This window comes from Pseudomonas sp. DP-17, assembly GCF_022380625.1.
Taxonomy (GTDB): domain Bacteria; phylum Pseudomonadota; class Gammaproteobacteria; order Pseudomonadales; family Pseudomonadaceae; genus Pseudomonas; species Pseudomonas nitroreducens_A.
Window position 1 is genome coordinate 115,765 of the sequence record NZ_JAKSXG010000001.1, and the last position, 13,030, is coordinate 128,794.

Below are 13,030 nucleotides of genomic sequence, written 5' to 3' on the forward strand. Positions count from 1 at the left end.
CATGCAGTACCCGCAGCCGCAGAACCTGCCGCAACTCCCGCTGTTCCAGGAAGCACTCTGGGCAAGCGGTACTGCTCCCCTGCTCCCGGAGCTGATGGAAGAAGAGCCCGTCGCCGACGAAAGCGCATTCAGCGAGATCGCCCTGAGCGGCCTCCCCGGCCAGTGCCTGATGTTGCTGGCGCCGATGCTCCGCGAGCTGAGCGAGGAAAGCGACTCGCGCTGGCTGACACTGATCGCCCCGCCAGCCAGCCTGACTCCGGACTGGCTGCGCAAGGCCGGCCTGAACCGCCAGGGCATCCTGCTGCTGCCCGCCCGCGATCAGGCATCCGCCCAGGCCCTGGCCTGCGAGGCGCTTCGCCTGGGCAACAGCCACACCGTAGTGAGCTGGCTGAACCTCAGCCCGAATGCGCGCACGCAGCTATCCCGCGCCGCCATTGCCGGCCAGGCGCAGAGCCTGAATATTCGTCTGGGATGATCTGATCGAGGAGCTTCGCCGCGAGCGCGGCGAAGCGAAACAGCAGAACTCAGTGCAGGACGCGCGGACCTTCTTCGTCCATGCTCATGTCGCCGCCTTCTGCAAGACGACCGGCCATCTGTACACCGACATTGAACATTGCCTTGGCGATCTCGATGTGCTGCCCCTGCAGGAACCCCTTGGCATCGGCGGAAAACTCCAGGGTTACCAGTGCCTCCTCCTCGTCCGCACGACGCAGCACGATACGCCCGTCAGGCAGCTCGACAATTTCCAGAAATGAGGTTGGCATAGCGACGTTCTCCACAGCAGAACGCGTAGTGTAACAGCCACATCCGCTACACCCTAGCCAAAGCTTGCATGGACCGACCGGAAGGCCGGCGCAGTGTGATGAGCGAATCAGAGCTCGGTGAGCGAAGCGCGGAAACGCAGCACCAGATCCTTCAGGGCTTTACGCCAGGCTTCCAGCTCATCATTGCCCAGTTCGACCGGCGCCTCGTCATCGACATTCACCGCCTGGATCAGCGGCTGGGTCGGATCGACCTTGGCTTTCTTCGGCTCGGTCGGCGGTTGGAACAGCGCGGCATAGGCCGCCAGCAGGCGCCCCAACCAGGCCTCCGGCGATTGCGCCAGCTCGACCATCTCCGCCAGCTCCGGGCTGGGAGCCGCAGCCAGCACCTCGGCATTGAGCAGCATATCGACGCGCGGCGCACCGGCCTGGGGCAGGCGGTAGTAACCGGCGATCTCATGAGCCACGCCCAGCACCGCTCCGTAGAGATGGAACAGCGCCGCTTCGCGCTCGGCCTGGATGCGCGCCTGGGCATTCATCGCACGCGTGGTTTCAGCGTTGCGCCAGGCTTCCAGAGCAAGGCCGGCGAAGAACAGCTTCTGGTTGGTGCGGGTATAGAGTTCGTTCGCCATGACCGGGCCCTCTGCAGTCGACTTCGGCAGTATAAGCACGCCCCGCCTTGGCGGGGCGCGCCTTCCATCAGCGCTTGTCTTCGACCTTCCACTTGCCGCCGTCGAAGAACGCACGCCAGCCGGTGGGCTTGCCGTCGACTTCGGACTGCACGTACTGCTCCTTGGTCTTGCGGCTGAAGCGGATCACCGCCGGGCGGCCATCCGGGTCTTTCGCCGGAGCGGACAGCAGGAAGTGGTACTTCGGATCCAGCTCTTCCTTGTGCGGCAGCAGCTCGGCCACCAGCGGAGCGCGGGTCTCGCGGTTCTTCGGGAACTGGCTGGCGGCCAGGAACAGACCGGAAGCGCCATCACGCAGTACGTAGATGTCGTCCACCTTCTCGCATTTGAGTTCCGGCATGCGGATGGCGTCCATCTTCGGCGGCGCGGGCTCGCCGTTCTTCAGCAGCTTGCGGGTGTTCTTGCAGGTCGGGTTGGTGCAGCCGAAGAACTTGCCGAAGCGGCCGGTCTTGAGCTGCATTTCACTGCCGCACTTGTCGCATTCCAGGCTGGGGCCTTCGTAGCCCTTGATGCGATACTGGCCCTCTTCGATCTCGTAGCCAGCGCAGTCCGGGTTGTTGCCACAGATGTGCAGCTTGCGTTTTTCGTCGACCAGGTAGGCGTCCATCGCGGTGCTGCAGATCGGGCAGCGGTGCTTGCCACGCAGTACGCGGGATTCGGATTCGCCCTCGTCATCCGCGGCGATCTCGTCGCCCGGAATCAGGTTCACGGTCGCCTTGCAGCGCTCTTTCGGCGGCAGGCTGTAGCCCGAGCAGCCGAGGAATACGCCGGTGGAGGCAGTACGGATCATCATCGGCCGGCCGCACTCGCGGCAGGGGATGTCGGTCAGGGTCGGCTGGTTGGCGCGCATGCCATCGTTGGAGGCTTCGGCCAGGTCGAGTTTCTTGCGGAAGTCGCCGTAGAACTCGTCCAGCACGTTTTTCCAGTCGCGCTCGCCCTGGGCCACGTCATCGAGGTTCTCTTCCATGCCGGCAGTGAAGCCGTAGTCCATCAGGTTGGAGAAGCTCTCGTTAAGGCGGTCAGTGACGATGTCGCCCATCTTCTCCGCGTAGAAGCGGCGGTTGTGGGTGGTGACGTAGCCGCGCTCCTGGATGGTGGAGATGATCGCCGCGTAGGTGGACGGTCGGCCGATGCCGCGCTTCTCCAGTTCCTTGACCAGGCTGGCTTCGGAGAAACGCGCCGGCGGCTTGGTGAAGTGCTGGCTCGGGTCGAGCTTGAGCAGCTTCATCGCATCGCCCTGGTTCATTTCCGGCAGAACGTCGTCCTCGCCCGGCTTGCTCTGCTGCGGCAGCACCTTGGTATAGCCGTCGAACTTGAGGATGCGGCCCTTGGCGCGCAGCTCGAAGTCACCGGCAGCGGCACTGACAGTGGTGGACAGGTATTCGGCCGGCGGCATCTGGCAGGCCACGAACTGGCGCCAGATCAGGTCGTACAGGCGCTCGGCGTCGCGCTCCATGCCCGACAGCTGGGTCGGACGCAGGTTGACGTCGGAAGGACGAATCGCTTCGTGCGCTTCCTGGGCGCCCTCCTTGCTGGAGTAGAAGTTCGGCTTGGCCGGCAGGTACTTCTTGCCGAACTCGCTGTCGATGAAGCCGCGCACCATGTCGATGGCATCGGCCGACAGGTTGGTCGAGTCGGTACGCATATAGGTGATGTAGCCGGCCTCATAGAGACGCTGGGCCATCATCATGGTCTTCTTCACCCCGAAGCCCAGGCGGTTGCTCGCAGCCTGCTGCAGGGTGGAAGTGATGAACGGCGCCGAAGGCTTGCTGGAAGTCGGCTTGTCTTCGCGCTTGGCGATGCTGTAGCTGGAGGCCTTGAGCTTCTCCAGGGCAGCAGTGGCCTGGGCCTCATTCAGCGGCTTGAAGGCTTCGCCCTTCTCGCGCACCACTTCGAAGCGGACCTTGTCGTTTTTCGGCGTGCCGAGATCGGCATGGACTTCCCAGTACTCTTCCGGGACAAAGGCACGGATTTCGCGCTCACGCTCGACCACCAGCTTCACCGCCACCGACTGCACGCGACCGGCGGACAGGCCGCGGGCGATCTTGGCCCACAGCAGCGGCGAGACCATGTAGCCCACCACGCGGTCGAGGAAGCGGCGCGCCTGCTGGGCATTCACGCGGTTGATATCCAGCTCGCCGGGCTGGGAGAAGGCCTCCTGGATGGCCTTCTTGGTGATTTCGTTGAAGACCACGCGCTTGTAGCGCGAGTCGTCGCCGCCGATGGCCTCGCGCAGGTGCCAGGCAATGGCCTCCCCTTCGCGGTCCAAGTCGGTTGCGAGATAGATGGTGTCGGCATCCTTGGCCAGGCGGCGCAGTTCCTCGATCACCTTTTCCTTGCCGGGCAGGATCTCGTACTTGGCTTTCCAGCCATGCTCCGGGTCGACGCCCATGCGGGTGACGAGCTGGCGCTTGGCCTTCTCCTTGGGCGACAGGGCCGGCGCTTCGGAAGCCGTCTTGCGCGCTTTCGCCGCAGGCTCCTTCGACGCGGACGAGCCACTGGTGGGCAGGTCGCGGATGTGGCCGATGCTCGACTTCACCACGTACTGGTTGCCCAGGTACTTGTTGATGGTCTTGGCCTTGGCCGGTGATTCCACGATGACCAGCGATTTACCCATGGATCGGAAGATTCCTGCGTCGAAAAGATGAATTTATAAGGAGGGAGGAGCTAGGAGCGGCACCGCTATATATAGTGGCGGTCGCGCCAAGGTCAAGCTTGGGTTTCGCCGGACGGGCCGGTTGCAAGACCCAGCGGATCGTCTTCGGCGCTCACCAGGGCGAAGCGCGGAAGCCGTTCGCCGTTCACTTCCACCGCTTCGGTGAACATGCTCAGCGGGCGTACCCAGAGGCCGAATTCACCATACAGCGCCTGGTAGATCACCACCTCTTCCTCGCTCTCCGAATGCCGGGCGACGCCGAGCACGCGGTACTGCTGTCCCTTGTAGTGTCGATACAGTCCGGGCTGCAAGCGCATGTCGGTTCCCCTCGGCCGGCCAAAAGGCGGCGATTGTGCTCATTGCAAGGTCGTCGGGCAATCCCCACCCGACAAAAACGAAAGCCGGGGCACAAGGCCCCGGCTCTCCCATCGACGAAAGCTTAGACGCGTTCGAAGACGGTGGTGATGCCCTGGCCGAGGCCCACGCACATGGTGGACACGCCCAGGGTACCGCCGTTCTGCTTCATCACGTTCAGCAGGGTGCCGGAGATACGCGCACCGGAGCAGCCGAACGGGTGACCCAGGGCGATGGCGCCGCCGTGCAGGTTGACCTTCTCTTCCATCTTGTCGAGGATCTTGAGGTCCTTCAGCACCGGCAGGGCCTGTGCGGCGAAGGCTTCGTTGAGCTCGAAGAAGTCGATGTCGTTGATGGTCAGGCCGGCACGCTTGAGCGCCTTGTTGGTCGACGGAACCGGGCCGTAGCCCATGATCGCCGGATCAACGCCCGCCACGGCCATGGCGCGGACCACGGCCATCGGCTGCACGCCGAGGTCCTGGGCGCGCTGGGCGCTCATGACGATCATGCACGAAGCGCCGTCGGTGATCTGCGAGGAAGTACCCGCAGTCACGGTGCCGCCTTTCGGGTTGAACGCCGGCTTCAGGGCAGCGAGGCTTTCCAGGGTGGTGTCCGGGCGGATGGTTTCGTCGAAGTCGAACACCTTCAGGAAGCCATTTTCGTCATAGCCTTCCATCGGGATGATTTCGTCTTTGAACTTGCCTTCCTGGGTGGCTTTCCAGGCCAGCTGGTGCGAACGCACGCCGAACTTGTCCTGCGCCTCGCGGGTGATGCCATGCATCTTGCCCAGCATTTCGGCGGTCAGGCCCATCATGCCGGACGCCTTGGCGGCGTACAGCGACAGGTGCGGGTTCGGATCGACGCCGTGCATCATGCCGACGTGGCCCATGTGCTCCACGCCGCCGATGACGAAGACGTCGCCATTGCCGGTCTGGATTGCCTGCACGGCAGTGTGCAGGGCGCTCATGGACGAGCCGCACAGACGGCTGACGGTCTGGCCGGCACTGGTGTGCGGGATCTGGGTCATCAGCGACGCCATGCGCGCGATGTTCCAGCCCTGCTCCAGGGTCTGGTTCACGCAGCCCCAGATTACGTCCTCGACTTCCGCCGGGTCGATCTTCGGGTTGCGCTCCAGGACTTTGCTGATCAGGTGCGCGGACATGGTCTCCGCGCGGGTGTTGCGGTGCATGCCACCCTTCGAACGGCCCATCGGGGTGCGGCCGAAGTCGACAATGACGGCGTCTCTCGGATTCAGGCTCATAAATTCACTCTCGCTCTATTCGTTGCGCACTCAACCGAAGAACTTCTGGCCGTTCTTGGCCATTTCACGCAGCTTCGCGGTCGGGTGGTACAGCGCACCCAGGTCGGCGTACTTGTCGGCCAGGGCGACGAATTCGGCCACACCGATGGAGTCGATGTAACGCAGGGCACCGCCACGGAAGGGAGGGAAGCCGATACCGTAGATCAGGCCCATGTCGGCCTCGGCAGCGGTCTCGACGATGCCGTCTTCCAGGCAGCGCACGGTTTCCAGGCACAGCGGGATCATCATGTAGTTGATGATGTCCTCGTCGGTCAGCTCGCGCTGCTCGGTGACGATGGACTTCAGCAGCTCATAAGCCTGCGGATCGGTGACTTTCTTCGGCTTGCCGCGCTTGTCGGTCTCGTAGGCGTAGAAGCCCTTGCCGTTCTTCTGGCCCAGGCGGTTGGCGTCGTACATCACGTCGACGGCAGTCTTGCCTTCCACGGCCATGCGGTCCGGGAAGCCTTCAGCCATCACGTCGCGGCCATGGTGGCCGGTGTCGATGCCGACCACGTCGGACAGGTAGGCCGGGCCCATGGGCCAGCCGAACTTCTCCATGATCTTGTCGATGCGTACGAAGTCCACACCGAAGCCCAGCAGCTTGGAGAAGCCGCCGAAGTACGGGAACAGCACGCGGTTGACCAGGAAGCCGGGGCAGTCATTCACCACGATGGGGTTCTTGCCCATCTTCTTGGCGTAGGCCACGGTGGTGGCGACGGCTTCTTCGCTGGACTTCTCGCCACGGATGACTTCCACCAGCGGCATCATGTGCACCGGGTTGAAGAAGTGCATGCCGACGAAGTTCTGCGGACGCTTCAGGGCCTTGGCCAGCAGGCTGATGGAAATGGTGGAGGTGTTGGACGCGAGGATCGCATCTTCCTTCACCACGCCCTCAACTTCGGCCAGAACGATCTGCTTGACCTTCGGGTTCTCGACCACGGCTTCGACGACGATGTCGACGTTGCCGAAGTCGCCGTAGGACATGGTCGGGCGAATGGCGTTCAGCGCCTCGGCCATCTTGGCCGGGGTCATGCGGCCTTTTTCGACGCGCTTGCCCAGCAGCTTCGCGGCTTCGTTCAGACCCATCTGGATACCCTCTTCGCGGATATCCTTCATCAGGATCGGAGTGCCCTTGGAGGCGGACTGGTAGGCGATGCCGCCACCCATGATGCCGGCGCCCAGTACGGCCGCCAGTTTCACATCCTTGGCGATCTCGTCGTACTGCTTGGCCTTCTTCTTCAGGTCCTGGTCGTTCAGGAACAGGCCGATCAGGCTCTGTGCAACCGAGGTCTTGGCCAGTTTCACGAAGCCCTGGGCTTCGATTTCCAGCGCCTTGTCACGACCGAAGTTGGCGGCTTTCTGGATCGACTTGATCGCTTCGACCGGGGCCGGGTAGTTCGGGCCGGCCTGGCCTGCGACGAAGCCCTTGGCGGTTTCGAAGGCCATCATCTGCTCGATGGCATTGAGCTTGAGCTTTTCCAGTTTCGGCTGACGACGGGCCTTGTGGTCCAGCTCGCCGGCAATGGCGCGCTTGACCAGGTCCAGGGCGGCAGCTTGCAGCTGTTCCGGAGCCACGACGGCGTCGACGGCGCCGACTTTCAGCGCATCTTCAGCCTTGTTTTCCTTGCCCGAGGCGATCCACTCGACTGCGTTGTCGCAGCCGATGATACGCGGCAGGCGCACGGTGCCGCCGAAGCCCGGGTAGATGCCCAGTTTCACTTCCGGCAGGCCGACCTTGGCGGTGGCGCTCATGACACGGAAGTCGGCAGCCAGGCACATTTCCAGACCACCGCCCAGGGCGATGCCGTTGATCGCGGCGACGGTCGGAACGTTCAGGTCTTCGAAGTCGCTGAAGATCTTGTTGGCTTCGAGGTTGCCGGCCAGCAGCTCTTCGTCAGGCAGCTTGAAGTTGTCGACGAACTCGGTGATGTCGGCGCCGACGATGAACACGCCCTTGCCGCTGGTCACGATCACGCCCTTGACGGACGCATCGGCCTTGATGGTATCGACTGCTTGGCGCAGTTCATTCAGGGTGAGTCGGTTGAACTTGTTGACGGACTCGCCCTTGAGGTCGAAATTCAGTTCGACGATGCCGCTCTCAAGAGCCTTAACCGTGATGGCTTTACCTTGGTAAATCATCAACTGATCTCCACGCTAGGGAAGCTTGAAATCACACGTCGGACACCGTGTATCGGGACCGTTCGGCAGTGCCGAGGTTAGTCCCAAAGCTTGCGGCACACCCGCCGACGCGATAGCCGGGGCGTTATGTTGGATCCTTCGCACGTGGCAAACGATCGATTCATACGCCCGTTTGATTTGGGTGCGCCCACCTTCTAGCAAAAGCCAATGCTTGTCAATCGGCGAGACGTAACAGTCGCAAAGCGGCCGGGGCGTCTGGCCCGGAGCATTCAGCGCAGCCCTGATGCCCTATTCACCGCGCCTATCGTGACAATTGTCACCTGGCACCGCCGTCCTGAATCCCTCTGTTCAAACCCCATGGCCCGCGCTAGAGTCGGGCGCAATGGCGATCTGCCTCCTGCCAACACCGGCAGACGCCTGGAACCTGTGCAATACAAAACAACAAGAAGCCCATGGCTCCAAGGAGTTGGAACGATGTCCAGCCGCCCGCTCGCGCGCCTGCTGTCCGCGCTCGCGCTCACCGCCCTGCCCTTCCTCGCTGCCGCCGACGCCGCCAGCGACCTGCTCAACGTCCACCAGACACGCCTCGCCGCCCAGCGCAGCCTCGGCGACTTCTTCATGTTCAACGCGATGGAGGGCGACCAGAAGTACGCCAAGATGGTCGAGGCCTCGTCGCAGAGCGCCACCGACGCGCTGGGCAAGCTTGGGGAAATGCCCGGCAACGAATCGAAGAAGCTCAAGACCGAGCTGCTGGACGAATGGAAGGCCTATGCGGCCCAACTGCACACCCTCACCGGTGCACTGGACAAGAGCGGCTACACCGATCTGCAACCGGTGGCCGACCTCGCCGCGCAGAACCGCAAGCTGCTGGAGACCGCCGAGCAGCTCTACACGAAGATCCAGGAGGAAAGCGGCAGCAAGGTGCCGCCGCTGACCCAGCAGACCCGCGAGCAGAGCCTGCTGATGCAGGACATCGCGGTGGACTACGCCTCGCGCAATGCTTCGGTGGGCGCGAGCTTCTTCGGCGGCGGCGAGGAGCGCTCGCTGGACGACCTGGCCAACCGCTTCGCGATCAACCTGGTGAAGCTGCAACAGGCGCCGCAGACCACACCGGAGATCGGTCAGGAACTACGCGGCGTGGCGATCAAGTGGCGCTACATCGAGAAGTCGCTGCAGAACTACAACCAGAACAGCGTGCCCTTCCTGATCAACAAATACTCCGACCGCATCATCGAAGACCTGGAGAAAGTCTCCGGGCTCTATGCCGCGCAGCAGAGCTGATCGCCTCACGCATGCTGCTTGAGGAAGCTGGCGACCCGCTCGAGGTCGCTACTGTCGCCGCGCTCGCCCCAGTACAGCGCGAGAAACTGCGGCGTCGCCTCGACCATGTAGACATCCTTCGGCAGGCTGGCCAGCGCCTGCGCCAGCTCGGCGGGTGCGCTCGCCTCTCTCCAGCGGTCCAGCCAGACGCCTGGTTCGCTCTGCCAGTAGCACCACACGTCGCGGCTCTTGCCGCGGGCGCGATGGTATTGCGCGCACTGGCGCGGCGGCTGCCGTTCCAGCCAGTGCGGCCATTCCTGCTGCGCCATCTGCATGGCCAGGCCCAGGCGGCGCGCCTGCAGGCGCAGGTTCATTTGCCCGCGCTGACCGCGCGACGGGATCAGCCAGGTCAGCGGGCTTAGCACCAGAGCGATGAGAAGAATTACCATCCAGGTAGTCATATCGGTTATACCGGTCAAACAGGTCAAGCACGGCCATTGGGGCCATACTGTTTACTAACGAGTCCCCCGGAGGAGACGCTCATGCCCTACCAACACATTCTGGTCGCCGTCGACCTAACCGAGGAATGCGATCCGGTGATGAAACGGGCGGTCGCGCTGGCCAAGGCCAACGATGCCCGGCTCTCGGCGGTGCATGTGGTCGAGCCCATGGCCATGGCCTTCGGCGGCGACGTACCGATGGACCTGTCGATGTTGCAACAGCAGCAATTCGACCAGGCCAAGGAGCGCCTGCACCAGTTCACCCTCACCTACGCCGAGATCACCAGCTCCCAGTGCCACCTGGTCTATGGCCAGCCGCGCCAGGAAATCCACCGTCTCGCCGATGAGCAGGACTGTGACCTGATCGTCGTCGGCAGCCACGGCCGCCACGGTCTCGCCCTGTTGCTGGGCTCCACCGCCAACGACGTGCTGCACGGTGCGCCCTGCGATGTTCTCGCCGTGCGCCTGCAGAAAACCAGCTGAGCCAACCCATGTAGAGAGCGGGCCCCGAGGGGCCCGCTTCGCTTCAGGCCCCGAGCATGTCGCCGCTCATCAGCAACGGCCGCACCTTCTGCAACTGCGCCTCCAGCGAATAGCTCATGCTCGACGCCATGGAGAAGAAGCTGAGGAAGGCCTTCAGGTTCGAGTCTCCGTCGCAGGTCTCGTGAATCCGCTGCCAGAACGCCTGGTTCACCAGCTGCAACTGCTGGAATTGTTTTACCAGTCCCTTCAGTTCCCAGTCCGCATGGCGCCCCTCGCGGAAATTGAAATACTGCCGCATCAGGTAAAGCGACACCGCGCGCAGGATGAACTCCTGGTTGCTGGCGAACGGCAGGTGCTGCTGCGCCATCGGCTTGAGCCGGCCCAGCAGCGGGCAGGCGCTGGTGGCCATGATCACGCCGAGCAGCGCGCGCAGCCCCTCTTCCAGCCCCGCATGCTTGATGTATTCGCGCTCAGGCGTGCGCACCTGCACCGTGACCTTCTTGAAGGCCGGCAAACCACGGAAGTCCTCGATCACCCGGTGCAGGTCCACCGCCGCCGGGCAGTGGCTATGCTGCGCCGGGTTCAGCGGGCAATTGCTGCAACGGTTGTTCTCCAGGCGCGTCCAGCGTGGCGTCTGGGCGGCTATCTGGGCGTCGTACTGGCGCTCCAGCTCGATGCGGTAACTGAACTCGTGCTCATCATCCAGGGTGATGCGGTACTCGATTGCCATTCGGCCGTCCCTAACAGTCTTTGATCAGCGATACGCACGGGCACATCACCGGACCGAACGGATCACTCTTCCAGTTCGGCCCAGCGCTCGATCAGTTGGTCCAACTCCCCTTGCAGCGACCCCAGGCGATCCAGAACCGCCTGCGCCTCGCTTGGCGGACGCTGGTAGAAATTCGGCGCCGCGGTTTCTGCCTGCAGCGCGGCCATTTCTGCCTCCAGTGCGTCGATCTGCCCGGGGATGGCTTCCAGTTCGCGTTGCAGCTTGTAGCTCAGTTTCTTCTTCGGCGCGGCTTCCACCGGCGCACTCACAGCTGCCGGTTGTTCGGGAGCGGGGGCGGCAGCAGGCTTGTCGCCCTTCTCCTCACCCACGCCAAGCAACTTGGGCGAGCCGCCCTGACGCAGCCAGTCCTGGTAACCGCCGACGAATTCGCGCACGCGCCCTTCGCCTTCGAACACCAGGGTGCTGGTCACCACGTTGTCGAGGAAGGCCCGGTCGTGGCTGACCATCAGTACGGTGCCGTCGAAGGTCAGCAGCACCTCTTCCAGCAGCTCCAGGGTTTCCACGTCCAGGTCGTTGGTCGGTTCGTCCAGCACCAGCAGGTTGGCCGGCTTGCTGAACAACTTCGCCAGCAACAGGCGTGCCCGCTCGCCACCGGAGAGCGCTTTCACCGGGGTGCGGGCGCGCTGCGGCGAGAACAGGAAGTCGCCCAGGTAGCTGAGGACGTGGCGATTCTGCCCGTTGATGGTGATGAATTCGCGACCTTCGGAGATGTTGTCGATAACGGTCTTTTCCGGCTCCAGCTGGTGACGCAGCTGGTCGAAATAAGCCACTTCCAGTCGGGTGCCTTCCTTGACGCTGCCGGAAGTCGGCTGCAGGTCGCCCAGCAGCAGCTTGAGCAGCGTGGTCTTGCCGGTGCCGTTGGCGCCGAGCAGGCCGATGCGGTCACCGCGCTGCAGCACCAGGGAGAAATCACGGATCAGCGCCGGGCCGCCCGGGTGGGCGAAGCCGGCTTTCTCGACGACTATCACCTGCTTGCCGGACTTCTCGGCCGTCTCCATCTGGAAGCTGGCCTTGCCCTGGCGCTCACGGCGTTCGGCGCGCTCGTTGCGCATCGCTTTCAGCGCGCGCACGCGGCCCTCGTTACGGGTACGACGGGCCTTGATGCCCTGGCGAATCCACACTTCCTCCTGGGCAAGACGCTTGTCGAACAGTGCGTTGGCCGCTTCTTCCGCCGCCAGTTCCTGCTCTTTATGCACGAGGAAGCTGGCGTAGTCGCCGTTCCAGTCGATGAGGTGGCCGCGGTCCAGTTCAAGGATGCGGGTGGCCACGGCCTGCAGGAAGGAGCGGTCGTGGGTGATGAACAGCACGGCGCCGGGGAAATCCGCCAGGGCGTTTTCCAGCCAGGCGATGGCGCCGATGTCCAGGTGGTTGGTCGGTTCGTCCAGCAGCAGCAGGTCGGGCTCGGCCACCAGCGCCTGGGCCAGCAGCACGCGGCGGCGCCAGCCACCGGAGAGCTCGGCGAGGGTCTTGTCGGCCGGCAGTTGCAGGCGGCTCAGGGTGGTATCCACCAGCTGGCCGAGACGCCAGCCGTCGCGGGCTTCGAGGTCCTGCTGGACGCGCGCCAGCTTGTTCAGGTCCTCTTCGCTTTCGATGTGCATGCTCAGGTGGTGGTACTGCGCCAGCAGCTCGCCGACTTCGGCAAGGCCCTCGGCAACCACGTCATAGACGGTACGGTCGTCGGCACGCGGCAGTTCCTGCGGCAACTCGCCGATCTTCAGCGAGGGCGCGCGCCAGATATCGCCGTCATCGGGCTTCTGCTCGCCCTTGACCAGCTTGAGCATGCTCGACTTGCCGGTGCCGTTGCGGCCGATGATGCAGACCCGCTCACCGCGACCGATCTGCCAGGACACCTTATCCAGCAGCGGAGTGGTGCCAAAGGCAAGGGACACGTCGGTTAACTTGAGCAGGGTCATTGGGTATCTCCACAAACAGGGCGCGCAGTTTAAGGGAAAGCGCGGAAAAGTCAGAGGGGTGCGGACAAAGTGCCAGGGCGAGACATTCGTCCATCTTTGAGCCAGGCAGCTCTGGTGGCGCTTTCACCCCCTGCGCGCAACAGGCTAAGCTACCCGGCAGCGGGCGCGCGCCCTCCAGCGCCCAC

12 protein-coding genes are annotated in these 13,030 nt (G+C 63.7%); 3 read left to right on the forward strand and 9 right to left on the reverse strand.

The annotated features are described in order from the left end of the window. Position 1: 1 nt before the first annotated feature. Entirely contained in the window at positions 2-475 is a 474-nt protein-coding gene (gene sulA / locus MJ122_RS00545; RefSeq protein WP_239741745.1) for an SOS-induced cell division inhibitor SulA, read from the forward strand. A 49-nt stretch (positions 476-524) separates the two neighbouring features. On the opposite strand, the gene MJ122_RS00550 is transcribed toward sulA, so the two are convergent. The 6 genes from MJ122_RS00550 to fadB form a co-directional block, all read right to left on the reverse strand. Further along, positions 525-764, reverse strand: a complete 240-nt coding sequence (locus tag MJ122_RS00550) for a hypothetical protein (protein WP_017519282.1) — start codon at positions 762-764, stop codon at positions 525-527. A gap of 107 nt (positions 765-871) precedes the next feature. Continuing rightward, entirely contained in the window at positions 872-1,393 is a 522-nt protein-coding gene (locus MJ122_RS00555) for a DUF6586 family protein (RefSeq protein WP_088416906.1), read from the reverse strand. A gap of 67 nt (positions 1,394-1,460) precedes the next feature. Next, positions 1,461-4,067: a type I DNA topoisomerase gene (topA, locus tag MJ122_RS00560; RefSeq protein WP_088416905.1), complete on the reverse strand. Its 2,607-nt coding sequence runs from the start codon at positions 4,065-4,067 to the stop codon at positions 1,461-1,463. 92 nt (positions 4,068-4,159) lie between these two features. Then, complete coding sequence (locus tag MJ122_RS00565; protein WP_239741747.1) at positions 4,160-4,423, reverse strand: DUF1653 domain-containing protein; 264 nt, start codon at positions 4,421-4,423, stop codon at positions 4,160-4,162. 122 nt (positions 4,424-4,545) lie between these two features. Next, positions 4,546-5,721 (reverse strand): acetyl-CoA C-acyltransferase FadA, encoded by a 1,176-nt coding sequence (fadA, locus tag MJ122_RS00570; protein WP_239741749.1) that lies wholly within the window; start codon positions 5,719-5,721, stop codon positions 4,546-4,548. 30 nt (positions 5,722-5,751) lie between these two features. Beyond that, the gene (gene fadB, locus MJ122_RS00575) at positions 5,752-7,899 is read right to left on the reverse strand and encodes a fatty acid oxidation complex subunit alpha FadB (RefSeq protein WP_017519287.1); all 2,148 of its coding nucleotides are present in this window, start codon (positions 7,897-7,899) and stop codon (positions 5,752-5,754) included. Positions 7,900-8,373: 474 nt separating this feature from the next. Between fadB and MJ122_RS00580 the strand changes: the two genes are divergently transcribed. Beyond that, complete coding sequence (locus tag MJ122_RS00580) at positions 8,374-9,180, forward strand: hypothetical protein (RefSeq protein ID WP_239741751.1); 807 nt, start codon at positions 8,374-8,376, stop codon at positions 9,178-9,180. Positions 9,181-9,185: 5 nt separating this feature from the next. Here the strand turns inward: MJ122_RS00580 and MJ122_RS00585 are convergent, their stop codons facing one another. Beyond that, positions 9,186-9,620: a hypothetical protein gene (locus MJ122_RS00585; protein WP_239741753.1), complete on the reverse strand. Its 435-nt coding sequence runs from the start codon at positions 9,618-9,620 to the stop codon at positions 9,186-9,188. 81 nt (positions 9,621-9,701) lie between these two features. On the opposite strand from MJ122_RS00585, the gene MJ122_RS00590 reads away from it, so the two are divergent. Continuing rightward, positions 9,702-10,142, forward strand: coding sequence for a universal stress protein (locus MJ122_RS00590; RefSeq protein WP_024766849.1), 441 nt, complete (start codon positions 9,702-9,704; stop codon positions 10,140-10,142). 43 nt (positions 10,143-10,185) lie between these two features. Here MJ122_RS00590 and MJ122_RS00595 read toward each other — a convergent pair whose 3' ends face one another. Continuing rightward, entirely contained in the window at positions 10,186-10,872 is a 687-nt protein-coding gene (locus MJ122_RS00595) for a hypothetical protein (RefSeq protein WP_017519291.1), read from the reverse strand. A gap of 62 nt (positions 10,873-10,934) precedes the next feature. Further along, a complete protein-coding gene (locus MJ122_RS00600) occupies positions 10,935-12,845 on the reverse strand; it encodes an ATP-binding cassette domain-containing protein (RefSeq protein ID WP_088416901.1) in 1,911 nt (636 codons plus the stop codon). Positions 12,846-13,030: the final 185 nt, after the last annotated feature.